This window comes from Glycomyces sp. MUSA5-2, assembly GCF_037034145.1.
Lineage (GTDB): Bacteria > Actinomycetota > Actinomycetes > Mycobacteriales > Micromonosporaceae > Glycomyces > Glycomyces artemisiae.
In genome coordinates this window covers 401,586-422,092 of record NZ_JBAGKG010000004.1, presented here as the reverse complement: position 1 = coordinate 422,092, position 20,507 = coordinate 401,586, and the positions used below count along the sequence as shown (strand labels likewise).

General features: G+C 71.4%; 15 protein-coding genes. 6 read left to right on the top strand and 9 right to left on the bottom strand.

Annotated elements, in window-relative coordinates; genetic code table 11:
* Window positions 1-47 precede the first annotated feature (47 nt).
* The 4 genes from WA640_RS15595 to WA640_RS15580 all read right to left on the bottom strand — a co-directional run bounded on the left by WA640_RS15595 (window position 48) and on the right by WA640_RS15580 (window position 4,355).
* On the bottom strand, window positions 48-524 hold the full coding sequence (locus WA640_RS15595) for a hypothetical protein (protein ID WP_335988792.1): 477 nt from the start codon (window positions 522-524) through the stop codon (window positions 48-50).
* Window positions 525-578: 54 nt separating this feature from the next.
* Window positions 579-2,864, bottom strand: a complete 2,286-nt coding sequence (locus WA640_RS15590; RefSeq protein WP_106365488.1) for a RelA/SpoT family protein — start codon at window positions 2,862-2,864, stop codon at window positions 579-581.
* A gap of 226 nt (window positions 2,865-3,090) precedes the next feature.
* Entirely contained in the window at window positions 3,091-3,987 is an 897-nt protein-coding gene (locus WA640_RS15585) for a peptidylprolyl isomerase (protein ID WP_146148169.1), read from the bottom strand.
* A 32-nt stretch (window positions 3,988-4,019) separates the two neighbouring features.
* Window positions 4,020-4,355, bottom strand: coding sequence for a hypothetical protein (locus WA640_RS15580; RefSeq protein WP_335988791.1), 336 nt, complete (start codon window positions 4,353-4,355; stop codon window positions 4,020-4,022).
* A gap of 124 nt (window positions 4,356-4,479) precedes the next feature.
* On the opposite strand from WA640_RS15580, the gene WA640_RS15575 reads away from it, so the two are divergent.
* Window positions 4,480-5,148, top strand: a complete 669-nt coding sequence (locus WA640_RS15575) for an MBL fold metallo-hydrolase (protein ID WP_335988790.1) — start codon at window positions 4,480-4,482, stop codon at window positions 5,146-5,148.
* A gap of 50 nt (window positions 5,149-5,198) precedes the next feature.
* Window positions 5,199-6,521 (top strand): histidine--tRNA ligase, encoded by a 1,323-nt coding sequence (gene hisS / locus WA640_RS15570; RefSeq protein ID WP_335988789.1) that lies wholly within the window; start codon window positions 5,199-5,201, stop codon window positions 6,519-6,521.
* A 49-nt stretch (window positions 6,522-6,570) separates the two neighbouring features.
* Here the strand turns inward: hisS and WA640_RS15565 are convergent, their stop codons facing one another.
* The 5 genes from WA640_RS15565 to WA640_RS15545 all read right to left on the bottom strand — a co-directional run bounded on the left by WA640_RS15565 (window position 6,571) and on the right by WA640_RS15545 (window position 11,726).
* Entirely contained in the window at window positions 6,571-7,413 is an 843-nt protein-coding gene (locus WA640_RS15565; RefSeq protein WP_335988788.1) for an SDR family NAD(P)-dependent oxidoreductase, read from the bottom strand.
* Between the two features lie 96 nt (window positions 7,414-7,509).
* On the bottom strand, window positions 7,510-8,706 hold the full coding sequence (locus WA640_RS15560) for an NAD(P)/FAD-dependent oxidoreductase (protein WP_335988787.1): 1,197 nt from the start codon (window positions 8,704-8,706) through the stop codon (window positions 7,510-7,512).
* 102 nt (window positions 8,707-8,808) lie between these two features.
* The gene (locus WA640_RS15555) at window positions 8,809-9,756 is read right to left on the bottom strand and encodes an RNA polymerase sigma-70 factor (protein ID WP_335988786.1); all 948 of its coding nucleotides are present in this window, start codon (window positions 9,754-9,756) and stop codon (window positions 8,809-8,811) included.
* A 53-nt stretch (window positions 9,757-9,809) separates the two neighbouring features.
* A complete protein-coding gene (locus WA640_RS15550) occupies window positions 9,810-10,646 on the bottom strand; it encodes a hypothetical protein (RefSeq protein WP_335988785.1) in 837 nt (278 codons plus the stop codon).
* Between the two features lie 135 nt (window positions 10,647-10,781).
* The gene (locus WA640_RS15545) at window positions 10,782-11,726 is read right to left on the bottom strand and encodes a hypothetical protein (RefSeq protein WP_335988784.1); all 945 of its coding nucleotides are present in this window, start codon (window positions 11,724-11,726) and stop codon (window positions 10,782-10,784) included.
* Between the two features lie 366 nt (window positions 11,727-12,092).
* On the opposite strand from WA640_RS15545, the gene gltB reads away from it, so the two are divergent.
* The 4 genes from gltB to WA640_RS15525 all read left to right on the top strand — a co-directional run bounded on the left by gltB (window position 12,093) and on the right by WA640_RS15525 (window position 20,504).
* Window positions 12,093-16,571 (top strand): glutamate synthase large subunit, encoded by a 4,479-nt coding sequence (gene gltB, locus WA640_RS15540; RefSeq protein ID WP_335988783.1) that lies wholly within the window; start codon window positions 12,093-12,095, stop codon window positions 16,569-16,571.
* Complete coding sequence (locus WA640_RS15535; RefSeq protein ID WP_335988782.1) at window positions 16,564-18,033, top strand: glutamate synthase subunit beta; 1,470 nt, start codon at window positions 16,564-16,566, stop codon at window positions 18,031-18,033. The genes gltB and WA640_RS15535 overlap by 8 nt, the downstream gene beginning before the upstream one ends.
* Before the next feature lie 168 nt (window positions 18,034-18,201).
* Window positions 18,202-19,611 carry a pyruvate kinase gene (gene pyk, locus WA640_RS15530; protein WP_106365410.1) on the top strand — a complete coding sequence of 470 codons (1,410 nt, stop codon included), beginning with the start codon at window positions 18,202-18,204 and terminating at the stop codon, window positions 19,609-19,611.
* Window positions 19,611-20,504 carry an acyl-CoA thioesterase gene (locus WA640_RS15525; protein WP_106365409.1) on the top strand — a complete coding sequence of 298 codons (894 nt, stop codon included), beginning with the start codon at window positions 19,611-19,613 and terminating at the stop codon, window positions 20,502-20,504. The genes pyk and WA640_RS15525 overlap by 1 nt, the downstream gene beginning before the upstream one ends.
* The last annotated feature ends 3 nt before the right edge of the window (window positions 20,505-20,507 follow it).

The window sequence follows — 20,507 nt, the reverse complement described above, 5'->3', positions numbered from 1 at the left end:
ACGCCGAAGGCCCGCGCCCGACCAGGGTGCGGGCCTTCGGCGTCGGTCTAGGCGGTCAGGGCCTGGTGGAGGTCGTCGAGGAACATGCGCTCGCCCTCGTTGATCGCCACCTTCTTGGAGAAGAGGCCGCCCTGGCGGGTCTTGACGGCGCCGGCGACTTCGGTGGCGAGGTGGAGGAGCCAGGCGGTGTAGGCGGCGGCGTCGTCGGGGGTCGCCTTGCGGCGCAGGAGGTCGGCGACCTCTGCGGCTAGCTTGAGGGCCTCGGACATGGCGACGTCGTCGACCGGGAGCTCGTCCTCTGAGGACTCGGGGTCGCGTTCGCGCAGGGCCAGGGCCACGGACTTCACGAAGGCGTTCTCGTGCTTGCGGGCCTCTTTGAAGACCTTCGCGCCCGCGGTGACCTCCTTGAGGAACACGAGGGCGTTCTTGGACCCGTCGGAGACCACGGTCCCCTTGAGGACGACTCCGGGGGTGTTCAGGATCAGGGCGCGCTCGTCGTCGTCGAACTGGGACAGTTCCGTCATGGCCTTGCTTTCTGGTGGGCGGGTTGGCGACCGGCCCACCATATATCGCGAGGACTAGGTGCGTTCGGCCCCGGTGAGGCGGTAGGCGTCGTAGACGCCGTCGACCTTGCGGATGACCTTGATGATGTGGTCGAGGTGCTCGGGGTTCGCCATCTCGAACGTGAAGCGCGACAGGGCGACCCGGTCGCGGGTCGTGGTCACCGTGGCGGAGAGGATCGAGACCCGCTCGCCCGAGAGGACCTGCGTGACGTCGGCGAGGAGGCGGTGCCGGTCGAGGGCCTCGACCTGCACCGTGGCGACGAACGTCGCCTGGTCGTCCTCGTGGGACCAGTGGACTTCGAGGACCCGGTCCGGCTGGAGCTCGATGCGCTCCTCGGCGTTCTCGCAGTCCCTGCGGTGCACCGAGATCACGTGGTAGCGGGTCGCGAAGCCGATGATCGAGTCGCCCGGGATCGGGTTGCAGCAGTGGGCGAGGCGCACCGGCATCTCGCCCTCCTCCATCCCGGCGACGGTGACGGCGGCGTGGATGTCGCCGTGCGCCTCGGGCACGATGCGGGCGGGCTGGGTCGGGGCCGTGGCCTCGGCCATGTCCTCCGCGGCGCCCTCGGCCCCGCCCTGGACCTCCAGGAGCTTCTGGACCACGGCCGACGCCGAGATGTGGTGCTCGCCGAGCGCCGCGTACAGCGCCTCGACGTCCTTGAGGTTGAGGTCCTTCGCGAGGGACGTTAGGTTGTCGTGCGAGAGCATCCGCTGGAGCGGCAGGCGCCGCTTGCGCATCGCCCGCGTCAGCTCGTCCTTGCCCAGCTCGATGGCCTCTTCGCGGCGCTCGCGCTTGAAGTGCTGCTTGATCTTCGTGCGGGCGCGCGGGCTCTTGACGAACGCGAGCCAGTCCTCGCTGGGCGTGGCGTTCTCGGAGTTCGAGGTGAACACCTCGACCACGTCGCCGTTCGACAGCGTCGACTCCAGCGGCACGATCTTGCCGTTGACCTGCGCGCCGATGCAGCGGTTGCCGACCTCGGTGTGCACGGCGTACGCGAAGTCCACGGGCGTCGAGCCCGCGGGCAGCGCGATGACGTCGCCCTTCGGCGTGAACACGTACGCCTCGGAGGAGGCCAGGTCGAAGCGGAGCGCGTCGAGGAACTCCGACGGGTCGGCGGCCTCGCGCTGCCAGTCGAGGAGCTGGCGCAGCCACGCCATGTCGTCGATGTGCGCGGGCGGCCCGGCCACGGTGGAGTTCTTGGTCTCCTTGTACTTCCAGTGCGCGGCGATGCCGTACTCGGCGGTGCGGTGCATCGCCCACGTGCGGATCTGCATCTCGACCGGCTTGCCGTTCGGGCCGATCACCGTGGTGTGCAGCGACTGGTACATGTTGAACTTCGGCATCGCGATGTAGTCCTTGAAGCGCCCCGGCACCGGCTGCCAGTTCGCGTGGATCACCCCGAGCGCCGCGTAGCAGTCCCGCTCGTCCTCGACGAGGATGCGCAGGCCCACCAGGTCGTAGATGTCGTTGAAGTCGCGGCCGCGCACGATCATCTTCTGGTAGATCGAGTACAGGTGCTTCGGCCGCCCGGAGACCTCCGCCTTGATGCGCGAGCCCTTCAGGTGGTCCTTGACCTGGGCCACGACCTGCTGGAGGAGCATCTCCCGCTGCGGGGAGTGCTCGGAGACCAGGCGCGCGATCTCGGCGTAGCGCTTCTTGTAGAGCGTGGCGAACGACAGGTCCTCCAGCTCCCACTTGATCGTGTTCATGCCGAGCCGGTGGGCCAGGGGCGCGAGGATCTCCAGCGTCTCCCGGGCCTTCTGCTCCTGCTTCTCGGGCGGCAGGAACGTCAGGGTGCGCATGTTGTGGAGCCGGTCGGCGAGCTTGATGACCAGGACCCGCGGGTCCTTCGCCATGGCGACGACCATCTTGCGGATCGTCTCGGCCTTCGCGGCGTCGCCGAGCTTCACCTTGTCGAGCTTCGTGACGCCGTCGACCAGGAGCGCGACCTCCCCGCCGAACTCGTCGCCGAGCTCGTCGAGCGTGTAGTCGGTGTCCTCGACGGTGTCGTGCAGGAGCGCCGCGACCAGCGTGTTCGTGTCCATGCCGAGTTCGGCGAGGATCGACGCGACCGCGAGCGGGTGCGTGATGTACGGGTCGCCGGACTTGCGGAACTGCCCGTTGTGCAGCTGCTCGGCGCGCGTGTACGCCTGCTGGAGGAGCCGCACGTCGGCGCGGGGGTGCGCGGCCCGGTGGGCCGCCACGAGCGGCTCAAGGACCTCGGGGAGGGTCGAGGACTGCCACGGCGCGTTGAAGCGCGCCAGCCGGGCCCGCATGCGGCGCCCCGTGGGCGGGCCCATCGGGCCGCCCGAGGTGGGCGCGGCGTCGGCGGGATTGCCGGACGCGGCTCGCTCGGTCACCACGCACGCCTCCTCGGTCTCGCACGGCACTTCGGCTTCTCAAAGCCTCAACAAGGCTCCGATACGCATTAATCCTAGCCGCGGGGCGCCGCCGGGGCCGCCTGCGCTGCCCCGACCGCGCCCGCGACTGAGTCACATCGAGAACGCCGTCGCGTCCAGAGCGCCACTACATGACGCCCGCGGCCGCGACCTGCTCGACGATGTCCAGGCCCGAGGTGATCTGGCCGAGGATCGTGTAGTCCGCGCCCAGCGTGGTGTCCTCGTACACGATGAAGAACTGGCTGCCCGTGGTCCCGGCGCCCGCGTTCGCCATCGCGATGGTCCCGGCCGGGTAGTTCGCCTCGGCCTCGACCGGGGTGTTCTCCTCGCCGTACTGGTAGCCGGGGGAGCCCGCGCCGGCGTTCTCGGGCGTGCCGGCCTCGATCGCGGCGCGCGCGTCGGGGTCGCCGCACTGGAGGACGTAGATGCCGTCGGTGGTCAGGCGGTGGCACTGCTGGTCGTCGAAGTAGCCGTCCTTCGCGAGGAACGTGAAGGACCCGGCGGTGCACGGGGCCTCGGCGGTCTCGATGTCGGCGGTGATGACGCCGAGGTTGGTCACGATGGTCATCTCCTGCGACCCGGCGGCGGGCTGGGTCGCGAGCGGGACCGGGCTGGTCCCGTCCATCGAGGTGTACATGCACGGCGCGGTCGAGGAGGCGTCAGGCGCCGACATCTGGAGGCATTCGAGGTAGACGTCCTGCACGGGGCGGCCGTCGGTGAGGCCCTCGGTCGCGGTGCCCGTGGCGCCCTCGCCGCTGGGCTCGACGTCGCCGCAGCGGTCGGCCGCCGCCTCGGCGTCCTTCACCAGCTGCTGCACGTCCGGGTCGCTGGACCCGCCGCCGTCGCCGTCGGGGCCGAGCCACGCGAACGCGCCCCACGCCAGGAGCACGAGGGCCGCGAGGCCCGCCACGCCGCCGACGCTCCACGCGACGGTGCGCCTGCGGCGCTCCTCCTCGGCCTTGACGGCCATGCGCTGCTGCAACTGCTGCCGGGCCGCCAGTCGCTGAGCCTGTTTCGACGCCACCGTCGGTTCTCCTTCGCGCGGGTTGGGGGTGCTTACTCGGTCTCGGTGTCGGTCGGGGTCTCGGAGGACTCCGCCGTCGGGTCGGCGGTCGGGTCGGCCGTCGCCGTCTCGGTGCCGTCGGTGGGCGCCTCGGTCGCCAGCGGGTCCGTCGTGACCTCGGCCGTGGGCTCCTCCGTCGCGGGCTCCTCGTCCTTGAAGAACCCGTCCTGCCAGAGGTAGACCAGCGTCAGGACCGCGGCGACGGCGAGGAGTCCGCCCAGCGCCTGGAGCTGGCGCCGCCTGCGCAGCTTGCCCGCGAGGCGCGCGTTCTTCTTCGCGTTCGCGATGCGCTGCTTGCGCTGCTCCATGTGCTTGGACTTCGCGGGCACCTGGACTCCTCATGACGTTCGCTTGTGTTGGGGGTTACGAGTTCCGCAGTCTAACCGGGTCAAGTCAGACGCGTCACCGCAGGATGCCCCGTGTATTCTGAGCCCGCGAAGGGAGGGGGGAGCGGTGCTCATCGAGACGCTGGTGGCCGATGCGTTCGGGACGAACTGCTACGTGCTGTCCTCCGGTCCCGGCGCCGAGTGCGTGGTCGTGGACCCGGGCATCGGCATCGCCCCGCGCCTGGAGGCCCTGCTCGGCGAGCGCGGCCTCAAGCCCGTCGCTGTGGTCCTCACCCACGGGCACCTCGACCACACGTTCTCCGTGACGCCCGTGTGCGGCGCGAACGACGTCCCCGCGTACATCCACGCCGACGACGCGCACCTGCTCGCCGACCCGACGCAGGGCTTCGGGCCGAACATGATGTCGCTCGTGGGCACCGGCCTGGACTGGACCGAGCCCGACGACGTGCAGGTCCTCGCCGACGGCGGCGCCGTCGAGCTCGCGGGGATGCGCTTCACCGTGGACCACGCGCCCGGCCACACCGCCGGGTCCGCGATGTTCCACACCAGCGGCGACGAGGCCGCGTACACGCTCACCGGCGACGTGCTGTTCCGCGGCGCGATCGGCCGCACCGACCTGCCCGGCGGGTCCGACGCGGCCATGCAGGAGACGCTGCGCACGAAGGTCCTGCCGCTCGACGACGGCACCGTCGTCCTCCCCGGGCACGGCCCGGCCACCACGATCGCGGCCGAGCGCGCCCGCAACCCGTACCTGAAGCGCCTGACCACCCATTAGGGACGGTCCCGCTTCCCATCCGATCGATCGATTCGCGCGAGGAGACACCCATGTCACGACCCCAGCCGCTCTCGGGCTTCCCCGAACTGCTGCCCCGGCAGCGGATCGTCGAGCAGCAGGTCGTGGACCATCTCCGCCGCGCCTTCGAGCTGCACGGCTTCGCGAACCTCCAGACCCGCGCCGTCGAGCCCATGGACCAGCTGCTGCGCAAGGGCGAGACCTCGAAGGAGGTGTACGTGCTGCGCCGGCTCCAAGCCGACGCGGACGGCGGGGACGCCGGGCTCGGCCTGCACTTCGACCTGACCGTGCCGTTCGCGCGGTACGTCCTGGAGCACGCCGGGAAGCTGAACTTCCCGTTCCGCCGCTACCAGATCCAGCCGTGCTGGCGCGGTGAGCGCCCCCAGGAGGGCCGCTACCGCGAGTTCATGCAGGCCGACATCGACATCGTGGACCTCGGGGAGCTCCCGGCCCACTACGAGGTCGAGGTCGCGCTGGTCATCGCCGACGCGCTGCGGGGCCTGCCGCTGCCGAAGGTCACGATGCACGTGAACAACCGTAAGCTTTCGCAGGGCTTCTACCAGGGCCTGGGCATCCGCGACACCGACGAGGCGCTGCGGATCATCGACAAGCTCGACAAGATCGGCCCCGACGCGGTCGCGAAGCTCCTCATCGACGAGGTCGACGCGACCCCCGAGCAGGCCGAGGCGTGCCTGAAGCTCGCCTCGATCAGCGCGGCCGACACCTCGTTCGTCGACGAGGTCCGCGCTCTGGGCGTGTCCGACCCGCTCCTGGAGGAGGGGCTGACCGAGCTGGCCGCCGTCGTGGATGCCGCCGCGAAGGAGGCACCCGGGTTCGTCGTCGCGGACATGAAGATCGCCCGCGGCCTCGACTACTACACGGGCACCGTCTACGAGACGGTCATGGAGGGCTTCGAGAGCCTCGGCTCGATCTGCTCGGGCGGGCGTTACGACAAGCTCGCCTCCGACGGCAAGAACACGTATCCCGGTGTGGGCCTGTCGATCGGCGTCTCGCGCATCCTCGTGCCGCTGCTCCAGTCCGGGAGGCTCGACGCGACCCGTGAGGTCCCGACCTGCGTCCTGGTCGCCCTCAACCACGAGGACGACCGCCCGGCCGCGAACGCGACCGCCCAGCGCCTGCGCGCCCGCGGCATCCCCGTCCAGGTCTCGCCGTCGGCCGCGAAGTTCGGCAAGCAGATCAAGTTCGCCGACAAGCGCGGCATCCCCTTCGTGCTCTTCACGAACGACGAAGGCGACCAGATCAAGGACATCCGCTCCGGCGACCAGGCCACCGTCGACCTCGACACGTGGAACCCCCCGGCGGAGGACCTCCACCCGCGGATCACCGCGGAGTAGACGCAGCGAAGCGGGCGCCCCGAGGGGCGCCCGCCTCTTTCTGTTTCCCTTAAGCGCTCAGCTCGCCCTGGGCCTCCAGTGAGAGGTCCTTCCAGTCCTCCCAGTTCTGGAGCCGAGCCGCGTAGGCCTGCTTGAGCATCGGGTGGAAGCCGAGGCCCCACAGGACGCGCAGCGGCGGCTGTTCGAGGTCGACGAGCTTGAGCATCGCCCGCGCCGAGGCGGCCGGGTCGCCCGCGGGCTGGCCCTTGACCGCCTGGGCGAGCTTCTCGCGCAGCGGCACGTACGCGGGGTGCGCGGCGGCCATGTGGCCGTTGTCGAGCGGGTCGGGGTTCTTGCCCTGCCTGGTGGCGAAGCCGCCGGGCTCGACAATGGTCACCTTGATCCCGAACCCGGCGACCTCGCCCGCGAGGGCCTCGTTCAGCCCTTCGAGAGCCCACTTCGACGCGTGGTACGCGCCGCCGAGCGGCATCGCGATGAGGCCCGCCGCCGACGACAGCTGCACGATGTGGCCCGAGCCCTGCGCGCGGAGCTGGGGGAGCACGGCCTGGATCACCCAGACGGCGCCGTAGAAGTTGGTCTCCATCTCGTCGCGAAGCTCCGCCTCGGACAGCTCCTCGACGGCGCCGACCTGCGCGTACCCGGCGTTGTTGACCACGACGTCGATCCGGCCGAAGTGCCCGACGGCCGCTTCGACGGCCGCGGCGACTGCGGCCTTGTCGGTGACGTCCATGGCGAGCGGCAGGATCGCGTCGCCGTACTTCTCGGCCAGCTCGCCGAAGGACTCGGTGCTCCGCGCGGTGGCGGCGACCTTGTCGCCGCGGCCCAGGGCCGCTTCGGTGAACTCCCGGCCGAGGCCGCGGGACGAACCGGTGATGAACCAGACCTTGCTCATGGCAGTGTTCCTTTGCATTGTGTGCGTTAGTGATGCGAGAAAGTGGGGGGGGGGTGGGCCGGGCGGCGCGGGCCGCCCGGCCCGGGGGAGGGAGATTCAGGCCAGGGCCTTGACGGCGGTCCCGGTGCGCTCGGCGGCCCGCGCGGTGCGGCGGCGCCGGACCGGCATGCCGTAGGTCGGGTTGGCGACGCCCCAGGCGGCGCCCTTGCAGATGAGCTCCTTGTACCGGGCGGCGAACCGGCCGCGCAGCGACACCGAACGCGCCTGGTCGTCGGCGGTCACGTACTGGATCAGGCCCTCGGTGCGGCCCAGACTGATGCACTGGTTGAAGTACCCCAGCGGGACCTTCCCGGCCTTCGCGCCGGTGAGGCGGGCGGTGATCGCGTCGGCCGCGACCTGGGCCATCGGGATGCCCGAGGCGCACGACATGCGCAGCGGCACACCGGCGTCGCCGATCGCGTAGCCCGCGTCGCCCACGGCGAACACGTCGGGGTGCGAGACCGACGCCATGTCGCGGTCGACCACGATCTGGCCGCGGTCGGTGGTCTCGATCGCGGTGGCGGCCGCGATCGGGTGGACGGCGAAGCCGGTGGTCCACACCGTCGCCGCGCTGGCGATCTCGGCGCCGTCTGCGGTGACGACCGCGTCGGCGCGGACTTCGGCGACGTCGGCGTGCTCGTGGACTTCGATGCCGAGCTTCGCGAAGACCTTCCGCATGTGGGCCTGGGCCTTCGGTGAGACCCAGTCGCCGAGGCCGCCGCGGGCGACGAGCGCGACCTTGAGGTCGGGCCGGGCCTCGGCGAACTCGGTGGCCGCCTCGACCCCGGTGAGGCCGCCGCCGACGACTGTCACCGTGGCGCCGGCGTCGAGGCGGGCCAGGCGCTCCCGCAGCTTCAAGGCGCCGGGGCGGCTGGCGATCTGGTGGGCGTGCTCGGCGGCGCCGGGGACGCCGTGGTCGGTCCAGCCGCTGCCGAGGGCGTACACCAGGGTGTCGTAGGCGAGGGTCTCGGCGCCGCCGGCACCGGTGACCGCGACGGTCTTCGCGTCGGCGTCGACGGCGGTGACCTTCGCGAGCTTCAGTTCGACGCCGGTGCCCGCGAACATCTCGGCGAAGGGCCGGGGCTTGAGGTCCTGTCCGGCGGCGACCTGGTGCATCCGGACGCGCTCGACGAAGTCGGCCTCGGCGTTGACGAGGGTAATCTGCACGTCCTCGGGGTGCAGCCGCCGCGCGAGGCGGCCGGCGGCGAACGCGCCGGTGTAGCCGGCGCCGAGGACGATGATGCGGTGCTGCATGGGCTTGCTCCTGTCTGCTCCGTGTTCGCGACCTGAACCGGGCAGGTCCGCGAAAGCTGACAGGAATAAGCAGTGAAGCACGTCACATAACGTCAGGAGGCGTCAGAACGCCTGCTCGACCAGGGGTTCCCCGTGGTCGAGCGTCGCCCACAGTGCCGTCGCGCGTTCGAGCTTGTCGGGGTTGACCTGGGTGCGGCATGCGGCGACGCCGCCCTCCGCGATCTCGACCGCCATGATGCCGACGACCTGGCCGCCGACGACCGCGACGAGTCCCGGCTCGCCGTTGACTGGCCACGCGTACAGGTCGGCGGCGCCGCCGATCATGTCGCGCTTGGCCGCGGCGGGCCGGAACATGCCCCACAGGAACTTCGCGACCGCGGTCGCGCCTTCGAACGCCTTCGCGCGGGCCGGGACCTTCCCGCCGCCGTCGCCGATCGCGATCGAGTCGTCGGTGAGCAGCTCTAGCAGCGGCGCCACCGAGCCGCCGGTGGCCGCCGCGAGGAACTCCTCGACGATCCTGCGGGCGGCGGCCTGGTCGATCTCGACGCGGGCGCGCCCGTCGGCGACGTGCTTCTTGGCGCGGTGGAAGATCTGCTGGCTGCCCGCCTCGGTGATGTCGAGGATCTCGGCGATCTCCTTGTGCGGGTAATCGAACGCCTCGCGAAGCACGTAGACGGCGCGCTCGTTGGGGGACAGGCGCTCCATGAGCGTCAGGACCGCGTACGACACCGACTCGCGCTGCTCGGCGGTGTCGGCCGGGCCGAGCATCGGGTCGCCGCCGAGGACGGGCTCGGGCAGCCATTCGCCGACGTAAGTCTCGCGCCGCGCCCGCGCCGAGGTGAGCTGGTTCAGGCACAGGTTCGTGAGGACCTTCGTCAGCCACGCCTCGGGGACCTCGATCCGCTCCACGTCGGCGCCCTGCCAGCGCAGGAACGCCTCCTGGACGGCGTCCTCGGCCTCCGCGGCGGAGCCGAGCATGCGGTAGGCGATGGCCGCCAGGCGCGGCCTGGCGGCCTCGAAGCGGTCGACGTCGTCCAGGGTCAGGGTCATGGCCCGATCCTAGCGCCGCCCGTGCGGGTCGGCTCCTTCGTTGGGGCCGTGGCTTACTCAACCTCGCGGACGCAGTAGACCGCGGTGATCGAGTCGATGTCGGGGTCCCAGTCGCGGCTCGCGGCGATTGCGGTGTCGGTGTAGTAGTACTGGGTCCACTCGTAGCCCTCGCACGCGTCGGCGGCGGCCACGGCGTGGGTCGGGTCGCTCGGGTCGGCGTCGGCGGGGTTCTGCACGATGTGCACGACGTACCAGTAGGCGGTCTCGGCCTCGCAGTCGACGACGTAGAAGCCGGTGGTGACGTTCTCGATGCACTCGCCTTCGGCGGGCACCCGGTACTCGGACTCGCCCGCGCTGGTCTCGGTCTCGGTGGGCTCCTCGGAGCTCTCCTCGACGCCCGCGCCGGTGGTCTCCTCCTCGGCCGCCTGGCTGGTGGACTCGTCGGCGACGGGGTCGCCTTCGTCGCCGCCGAGGCTCAGGGCCAGGACGGTGCCGCCGACGGCGACGGCGAGGACCACGGCGACGAGGGTGACGATGAGCTTGGTGTTGCCGCCGGTCCGCGGCGGCGGGGGTGCGGCCTGGCCGGGGACGAACGCGCCGCCGGGCGGGCCGGGCGGCGGGGGCGGCTGGAACCCGGCGGGCTGACCGGGCGCGTAGCCGGGGGCGCCGGGGGAGTACGGCTGGCCGGGCGGGGCGCTGCCGGGCTGCACGTTGAGCGGCGGGCTGCCGTAGCCGGTGCCGGGGCCGTACACGTCGGGGCGGGAGTACGGGTCGGCGTCGGTCGTGTAGTGCTGCGGCGCGGAGGGCTGGCCGAACTGGGGCGCGGACGGCTGGCCGAAGCCCGGCTGCTGCTGCGAGGGGTCGTAGGGGTTCGGGGGCGGGTAGGTCATGGCGGCTCTCCGTCGGGTGGCCGTGCTCGGGGCGGTTCTGCTCCATCATAGGCGGGTCCGGCGAACAGAGCCCGCTGGTGAACGGGCGAGGGCCGCCCCCGCAGTGCGGGGGCGGCCCTCGATGTCGTTGCGGCGCTAGGCGTTGTCACTGGAGCAGTAGGCGCCCCAGACGAGTCCGTCGCCGCCGATCAGGGACGTGGCGTAGTAGCCCGAGTTGGGGCACCCGCCGACCGCGGTGGTGTAGTCCCACGAGGCCTCGTCGACCGGCGGGTCGTAGGTCTCGGTCTCCTCGACGATGTAGAGCGCGCCCGCGGCCGAGCAGTCGATCTTGAGCCCGTTGGCGTCGGCGCAGTCGCCGGTGTTCGGGGTGACCGGGAGCGCGCCGTCGGCGTTCTCCTTCTCGATCGCGGTCAGGCACAGCAGGTAGTCGACCTTGCCGCCGTCCCAGTCGTACACGTAGAAGTACGACTGCCAGACCTCGCCGAACGCGCCGCGCAGCGCCACGGCGCCGCACTCGGTCTCGACGCCCGCGTAGTCCTCCAGCTCGCCGAGCGAGTCGGCGCGCAGGTCGGGGTCGTCGACGAGCTTGTTGACGGTCCAGTACGCCTCGGCGGCCTCGCACTCGGCGGTGAGGCCGGCGGTCGGGTCCGAGTCGGTGGAGGTGGTGGTCGAGTTGAGGTCCTCGATGAGGCAGTCGCCTTCGGCGACGGACGCCGACGTGTCGGAGTCGGTCATGTCGTCGAGGGTGTTGCCGACGTCGCCGTCGTTCGACATGAGGCGGACGACGAACACGACGCCGATGATGAGGACGACCGCGATGGGGGCCAGGATCTTCCACACCAGGCCGCCGTTGCCGCCGCCGCCCGACGGCGGGATGGGCGGGGGAGCGCCGTAGGGGCCCCCGGGCGTTCCGGGAGGAGGCGGGTAGCCGCCGGGCTGCTGCTGGCCGTAACCGGGCTGCTGCGGCTGCGAAGGCTGGCCGTAGCCGGGCTGCTGGGGGGCGTACCCGCCCGGCTGCTGCGGCGGGTAGCCCGGCTGCTGCGGCTGCTGTCCGTAGCCAGGGGGCGGGGGATAGGTCATTGGAAGAAGACTCCTTGCGAACGTACTCTGGTCGAGGGGTGCCTGCACGGGATGGGCACCGTGCGATATGGGGATCACTCTAACCACCCGTGTCCACCGGCCCGCACGGCCCGGTCCCGGTGCTAGGTGCTGTTACACCTCCATTACGCGAAGGTTGCGCACTTGCCGGGGGTCCGCCTGAGGGCTCGTTCAGAAAAACCGCGCGACCTGCTCGGATCGTAGGACGATGGTGTCCGAAAGATGAGCGATGCATTACACTCGGCTGACACTTTGCATTCTCTCGGGCCGACGTCGTCCCGTATGAAACACCGCCGTGCACGGGCATCCCCACATGCCGTGCGCGCTTGACGACGAAGGAGGCCACGGTTGGTTTCTGCCCTGAACCCCGCACCCGGTCTTTACCGCCCCGCCTGGGAACACGACGCCTGCGGCGTCGCCTTCGTCGCGGACATGCAAGGCCGGGCCGCCCACAGCGTCATCGAGCGGGGCCTGTCCGCGCTCGTGCGCATGGAGCACCGCGGCGCCACCGCCCCCGACCCCGACTCGGGCGACGGCGCCGGCATCATGCTCCAGATCCCGGACGCCTTCTACCGCGACGCGGTCGACTTCCCCCTGCCCGCCGCCGGCCACTACGCCGCCGGCCTGGTCTTCACCCCCGAGGACGACGACGCCGTCCAGCTCACCCGCGCGATCGTCGAGAAGTACGCCGTGGCCGAGGGCTGCCGCGTCCTCGGCTGGCGCGACGTGCCCACCGACCACTCCGGGCTCGGCGCGGCCGCGCTCGCCTCCAAGCCCCGCGTCTCCCAGGTGTTCCTCGCCGCCGAGGACGCCTCCGCCGCCGGGATCGAGCTCGACCGGCTCGCGTTCTGCGTCCGCAAGCAGGCCGAGCGCGAGATGCGCGAGCGCCAGCTCGACGGCGCCGCGATCGTCAGCCTCTCCGGCCGCACCGTCGTCTACAAGGGCATGCTCACCCCCGCGCAGGTCCCGCAGTTCTACCCCGAGCTCGCCGACGAGCGCCTGACCTCCGCCATCGCGCTGGTCCACTCCCGGTTCTCCACCAACACGTTCCCGTCGTGGCCGCTCGCCCACCCGTTCCGGATGGTCGCCCACAACGGCGAGATCAACACGATCCGCGGCAACCGCAACTGGATGACCGCCCGCCAGGCCGAGCTCGCGACCGAGGCCCTGCCCGGGCGCCTGCGCCGCCTGTTCCCGATCAACACGCCCGGCGGCTCCGACTCCCTCAACTTCGACGAGGTCGTCGAGCTGCTGCACCTCGGCGGGCGCAGCCTGCCGCACGCGATGCTCATGATGGTCCCGGAGGCGTGGGAGCACAACGCCACCATGGACCCCAAGCGCCGCGACTTCTACCGCTACCACGCGTCCATCATGGAGCCGTGGGACGGCCCGGCCGCGGTCTGCTTCACCGACGGCGTCCAGATCGGCGCGGTCCTCGACCGCAACGGCCTGCGCCCCGCCCGCTGGTGGCGCACCACCGACGACCTCGTCGTCCTCGCCTCCGAGTCCGGCGTCGTCGACATCGACCCCGCGAAGGTCGCCCAGAAGGGCCGCCTGGAACCGGGCCGCATGTTCCTCGTCGACACCGAGGCCGGACGCATCGTCGACGACGAAGAGGTCAAGGACGCGCTCGCGAAGGAGCACCCCTACGGGGACTGGCTCCACGCCGGGCTCATCCGCCTCGAAGAGCTGCCCGAGCGCCGCCCCCGCACCTACGACGCCGAGTCCGTGCGCCGCCGCCAGCTCACCTTCGGGTACACCGACGAGGAGCTGCGCATGTTCCTCGCCCCCATGGCCTCCAACGGCGAAGAGCCGCTCGTGTCCATGGGCTCCGACACGCCCATCGCCGGGCTCTCGAAGCGCCCGAAGCTCCTGTTCGACTACTTCACGCAGCTGTTCGCGCAGGTCACCAACCCGCCGCTGGACGCCATCCGCGAGAAGCTCGTCACCGCGCTCGGCACCACCGTCGGCCCCGAGGGGAACCTCCTCGAACCCGGCCCGCACTCGTGCCGCCAGATCGAGCTCGCCCGCCCGATCCTCACGAACGAGGAGCTCGCGAAGATCCTCCACATCGACGAGGATGGCGACATGCCCGGCTTCCAGGCCGTGCGCGTCTCCGGGGTCTACAAGGCCCGCCACGGCGCCCGCGGCATGAAGGACCGCCTGGTCGAGATCTGCCGCCACGTCTCCGAGGCCATCGAGGACGGCGTGCGCATCCTCGTGCTCTCCGACCGCGACTCCACCGCCGACCTCGCGCCGATCCCCTCGCTCCTGCTCACCGCCGCCGTGCACCAGCACCTCGTGCGCGAGCAGACCCGCACCAAGGTCGCGCTCCTGGTCGAGACCGGCGACTGCCGCGAGGTCCACCACGCCGCGGTCCTCCTCGGCTACGGCGCCGCCGCGATCAACCCGTACCTCGCGTTCGACTCCGTCGAGGAGCTGAGCGCCCAGGGCGTGGTCGCCGCCGAACCCGCGCAGGCCGTCGAGAACTACATCAACGCGCTGTGCAAGGGCGTCCTCAAGGTCATGTCGAAGATCGGCATCTCCACGATCGCGTCCTACACCGGCGCGCAGATCTTCGAGGCCGTCGGCCTCGACGCCGACTTCGTCGACCGCTACTTCACCGGCACCGACTCCTCCATCGGCGGCATCGGCCTCCAGACCCTCGCCAAAGAGGTCGCCGAGCGCCACCGCGCCGCCTACGAGCGGACCGTCGAGGCCACCGAGCCGCTGCCCCCGGGCGGCGACTACCAGTGGCGCCGCGAAGGCGAGGTCCACCTGTTCAACCCCGAGACGGTGTTCCTGCTCCAGCACGCCACCCGCTCGGGCCAGTACGAGGTGTTCAAGCGCTACACCGACAAGGTGAACGCCATCGCCGCCGACTCCGGGCTCCTGCGCGGCATGCTCGGCTTCGAAGACGACCGCCCGGCCGTCCCGCTCGCCGAGGTCGAGCCCGTCGAGGCCATCGTCAAGCGGTTCCACACCGGCGCGATGTCCTACGGCGCGCTCTCCTCGGAGTCCCACGAGACCCTCGCCGTCGCCATGAACCGCCTCGGCGGCCGCTCCAACTCCGGCGAGGGCGGCGAGGACGTCGACCGGCTCTACGACCCCGAGCGCCGCTCGGCGATCAAGCAGGTCGCCTCCGGCCGCTTCGGCGTCACCTCCGAGTACCTCGCCACCGCCGACGCCATCCAGATCAAGATGGCCCAGGGCGCCAAGCCCGGCGAGGGCGGCCAGCTGCCCGGCAACAAGGTCCACCCGTGGATCGCCAAGACCCGCAACGCGACCCCGGGCGTGGGCCTCATCAGCCCGCCCCCGCACCACGACATCTACTCCATCGAGGACCTCGCGCAGCTCATCCACGACCTCAAGCATGCCGGAGGCGGCGACGCCGAGGTCCACGTGAAGCTCGTGTCCGAAGTCGGCGTCGGCACCGTCGCCGCGGGCGTCTCCAAGGCCAAGGCCGACACCATCCTCATCTCCGGCTACGACGGCGGCACCGGCGCGTCCCCGGCGAACTCGATCAAGCACGCGGGCACCCCGTGGGAGATCGGCCTCGCCGAGGCCCAGCAGACCCTCATCCGCAACGGCCTGCGCGACCGCGTCCGCCTCGAAGTCGACGGCGCCATGAAGACCGGCCGCGACGTCGTCGTCGCCGCGCTCCTCGGCGCCGAGGGCTTCGGCTTCGCCACCGCCCCGCTCGTCGTCGCCGGCTGCGTCATGATGCGCGTCTGCCACCTCGACACCTGTCCGGTCGGCGTCGCCACCCAGGACCCGGTCCTGCGCAAGCGCTACACCGGCAAGCCCGAGTTCGTGGAGAACTTCTTCCGCTACATCGCCGAAGAGGTCCGCGAGCTCCTCGCCGAGCTCGGCTACCGGAGCCTCGACGAGGCCATCGGCGACGTCGAGCGCCTCAAGCAGCTCCCCGCGCCCGGCCGGAAGGCCGCCCGCGTGGACCTCGCCAACGTCATCGCGCCCCCCGTCGCCGGGCCCCGCGTCCAGGCCACCGTCCAGGACCACGGCGTCCACGCCACGCTCGGCGCGGCCCTGGTCGACCTCGCCCGCCCCGCCATCGAATCGGGCGAGCGCGTCGAGGCCGACCTGCCGATCCGCAACACCGACCGGTCCGTCGGCGCGCTCCTGGGCGCGGCCGTCTCCCGCGCCCACCGCGAGGGCCTCCCCGACGACTCCGTGAAGCTCACGTTCCGCGGCACCGCCGGGCAGTCCTTCGGCGCGTTCCTCACCAGGGGCGCGACGTTCAAGCTCGTCGGCGACGCCAACGACTACGTCGGCAAGGGCCTCTCGGGCGGGCGCCTCGTGCTCACGCCCGACGCCGGGGCCCCTTTCAAGGCCGAGGACAACATCATCGCCGGGAACACGCTCCTGTACGGGGCGACCTCCGGCGAGGCGTACATCCGCGGCAAGGTCGGCGAGCGCTTCGCCGTCCGCAACTCCGGCGCCGTCGCCGTCGTCGAAGGCGTGGGCGACCACGGCTGCGAGTACATGACCGGCGGCACCGTCCTCGTCCTCGGGCCCACCGGCCGCAACTTCGCGGCCGGCATGTCCGGCGGCACCGCCTACGTGTGGCGCCTCGACGAGTCCCGCACCAACACCGCGCTGGCGGACCTCGACCCGCTGTCGGCCTCCGACATCGACCTGGTCCACTCGCTGCTGCTGCGCCACGGCCGGGCCACCGGCTCGGCGGTCGCGTCCGAGCTGCTCGGCAACTGGCCCAAGGCCGCCAGCGGCTTCACGAAGGTCATCCCGCGCGAGTACAAGGCCGTTCTCGCCCTCCAGCAAGCCCAGACGGAGGCCGACAATGCCTGACCCCAGCGGATTCCTCCAGCACCAGCGCGAGGTCCCGAAGAAGCGCCCGATCCCGGTGCGCATCCTCGACAACCGCGAGGTGTACACGCGCACGTCGAACGAGCTCGTGACTGCCCAGGCCTCGCGGTGCATGGACTGCGGCATCCCGTTCTGCCACAACGGCTGCCCCCTCGGGAACCGCATCCCCGAGTGGAACGACCTGGCGCGCACCGACCGGTGGGGCGCCGCGATCGAGCAGCTCCACGCGACGAACAACTTCCCGGAATTCACCGGGCGGCTGTGCCCGGCGCCGTGCGAGGCCGCGTGCGTCCTCGGCATCGGCGACGACCCGGTGACCATCAAGAACATCGAGGTCGAGATCATCGACCGGGCCTTCGACGACGGCAACGTCGAGCCGCGCCCGGCCGCCTTCGCGACCGGCAAGTCCGTGGCGGTCGTCGGCTCGGGCCCGGCGGGCCTGGCCGCGGCCCAGCAGCTCGCCCGCGCGGGCCACGCGGTCACGGTGTACGAGCGCGACGACGCCCCCGGCGGGCTCCTGCGCTACGGCATCCCCGACTTCAAGCTGGAGAAGCACCACATCGACCGCCGCGTCGCCCAGATGCGCGCCGAGGGCGTGGAGTTCCTCTGCGACGTGAACGTCGGCGTCGACATCACCGCCGAGGACCTGCGGGAGCGCCACGACGCGGTCGTGCTCGCCGTGGGCGCCCTCGAAGGCCGCGAGACCGACCAGCCCGGCCGGAACCTCGCCGGGATCCACCAGGCCATGGAGCACCTCGTGGGCGCCAACCAGGTCGCGGCGGGCAAGGCCCCGTTCGCGCCGATCGACGCCAAGGGCAAGCACGTGGTCATCATCGGCGGCGGCGACACCGGCGCGGACTGCCTGGGCGTGGCCCACCGGCAGGGCGCGGCCTCGGTCCGCCAGCTCGACCTGTACCCGATGCCCCCGGCCGACCGCGACGCCGCGAAGGACCCGTGGCCGACCTGGCCGGTCATCGTCCGCAACTACCCGGCGCACGAGGAGGGCGGGGAGCGCAACTACGGCTCCGCGGCCGCCGAGTTCGTCGGCGACGAGCACGGGCACGTGCGGCAGATGCGCCTCTCGGAGGTCACCGTCGACAAGTCCCAGGGCCGCCGCGACGTGATCCCGGTGCCCGGCACCGAGCAGCTCGTCCCCGCCGACCTGGTGCTCCTCGCGATCGGCTTCGCCGGGACCGAGGACCAGCCGCTGCTGCGCCAGCTCGGCATCGAGCGCACCCGCCGCAACGTGATCGACTGCGGCGAGGACTGGCAGACGGACGCGCCCGGCGTGTTCGTCGCCGGGGACGCCCACCGCGGCGCCTCGCTCATCGTGTGGGCGATCGCGGAGGGCCGCGCCGCGGCCGCCGCCGCGCACCGGTACCTCGGCGGCCAGACGGCGCTCCCCGCGCCCGTCGCGGCCTCCGCACAACCGCTCGCCGCATAACGTGCAATAGGCGGAATTGAGCGCAGTGAATATGTCGGGACACTGGAGTCCCGGACGCACTGCGCTCAATTCCGCCTACGCTTTTTCCGTATTCACATACGGTGAATCACAGCTCTCAACTGCGGTGACCCCCTGAGTGCGAGTGAGCGTCCGATATAACATCGCAGGGTGACTCGTAGAGCAAAAATCGTCTGCACCATCGGGCCTGCGACCGCCACGCCCGAGCGCATGGCCGGCCTGATCGACGCGGGGATGAACGTCGCCCGCATGAACTTCTCGCACGGCGCCCAGTCCGACCACGAGGCCGTGTACCAGATGGTCCGCGACGCCGCCGCGGCCGCCGGGAAGCCCGTCGCGATCCTCGCCGACATGCAGGGCCCCAAGATCCGCCTCGGCACCTTCGCGAACGGCTCGGAGCAGTGGAACGCGGGCGACCGCATCAAGATCACCTCCGACGACATCGACGGCACCCACGACCGCGTGTCCTGCACCTACAAGAAGCTGCCGGCCGAGGTCACCAAGGGCGACCGCCTCCTGGTCGACGACGGCAAGCTGGCGCTCGAAGTGCTCGGCGCCGACGACACCGACGTCGAGTGCCTCGTCGTCGAGGGCGGCCCGGTCTCCAACAACAAGGGCCTGTCGCTCCCGAACGTGAACATCAGCGTCCCGGCACTCTCCGAGAAGGACATCTCGGACATGAAGTTCGCGCTGAACCTGGGCGTGGACCTCATCGCCATGTCGTTCGTGCGCACCCCCGACGACGTCCGCCTGGGCCACAAGGTCATGGACGAGGTCGGCGTGCGCCGCCCGATCATCGCGAAGATCGAGAAGCCCGAGGCCGTCGCGCGCCTCGAAGAGATCGTCCTGGCCTTCGACGGCGTCATGGTCGCCCGCGGCGACCTGGGCGTCGAGATGCCCCTCGACGAGGTCCCGATCGTGCAGAAGGAGATCGTGCGCCTCTGCCGCGAGAACGCGAAGCCGGTCATCGTCGCCACCCAGATGCTCGACTCGATGATCGAGAACGCCCGCCCGACCCGCGCCGAGGTCTCCGACGTCGCCAACGCCGTCCTCGACGGCACCGACGCCGTGATGCTCTCCGGCGAGACCTCGGTCGGCAAGTACCCGATCGGCACCGTCCGCACCATGGCGAAGATCGTGGAGACCACCGAGTGCGGCCCGATCCCGCTCGCCGAGCTCAAGCACGACCCGCGCACCAAGTCCGGCGCCGTCACGCACGCCGCCGCCGAGATCGCCGACGCGATCGGCGCGAAGGCCCTCGTCGCGTTCACGCAGACGGGTGACACGGTCAAGCGCCTCGCCCGCCTGAAGCCGAACCGCCCGATCTTCGGCCTCACCCCGATCGAGTCGGTCCGCAACCAGATGGCGCTCTCGTGGGGCACCGACGCGTACCTCGTCGAGCACGTCGACCACACCGACGCGATGTTCGCGCTGGTGGACAAGACCGTGCAGGAGCACCACCTGGCCGCCCCCGGCGACCTCGTGGTCATCGTGGCGGGCACCCCGGCGGGCACGCCGGGCTCGACCAACACGGTCCGGGTCCACCAGATCGGCTCCTGATGGTCGAGGTCCTCGTGGGCCAGGACGCCGTGGACTCGCTCCTCGGCGTCCTCGACCTGGAGCGCATCGACGCGGGCCTGTTCCGCGGGCCGCGCGCCGAGGTCGGCCTCCAGCGGGTCTTCGGCGGCCAGGTCGCCGGGCAGGCGCTGGTGGCCGCCGGGCGGACCGTCCCGGCCGACCGGCGCGTCCACTCGCTGCACGGGTACTTCGTGCGCCCCGGCGACTCGGACAGGCCGATCATCTACCAGGTCGAGAACATCCGCGACGGCCGCTCGTTCTCGGTGCGGCGCACGGTGGCCCTCCAGGGCGGGCAGACGATCTTCTTCATGTCCGCGTCGTTCCACACCGGCGAGCCGGGCCTGGAGCACGCGGACCCGGCCCCGCCGGACCTGCCCTCCCCTGAGTCGATCCCGCCGCTGAGCGAACAGCTCAAGTCGCACCCGGACCGGCTCGGCATGTGGGCGCGGGTGCCGCGCCCGATCGACGTGCGGTACTTCGGCGGCTCGGGCTTCTCCGCCTCGGGGGAGCGCCCGGCCCTGGAGCGGCAGCGGGTGTGGATGAAGGCCGACGGGAAGCTCCCCGACGACCCGCTCATCCACGTGTGCGTGCTCACGTACGCCTCTGACCTGACGCTCCTGGACTCGGTCCTGTCCCGCCACGGCGCCGTCTGGGGCCCCGGCGGGTACCTCGGGACGAGCCTGGACCACGCCATGTGGTTCCACCGCCCGTTCCGGTTCGACGACTGGGTCCTGTACGACTCGGTCTCCCCGACCGCGGCCGACGGCCGCGGGCTCGCCCAGGGCCGCTTCTTCGACGCCGCGGGACAGTACCTCGCCTCCGCGACCCAGGAGGGCCTGCTCCGGCAGACCCCGGAGTCGCCCGGCGTCCCGTAGACC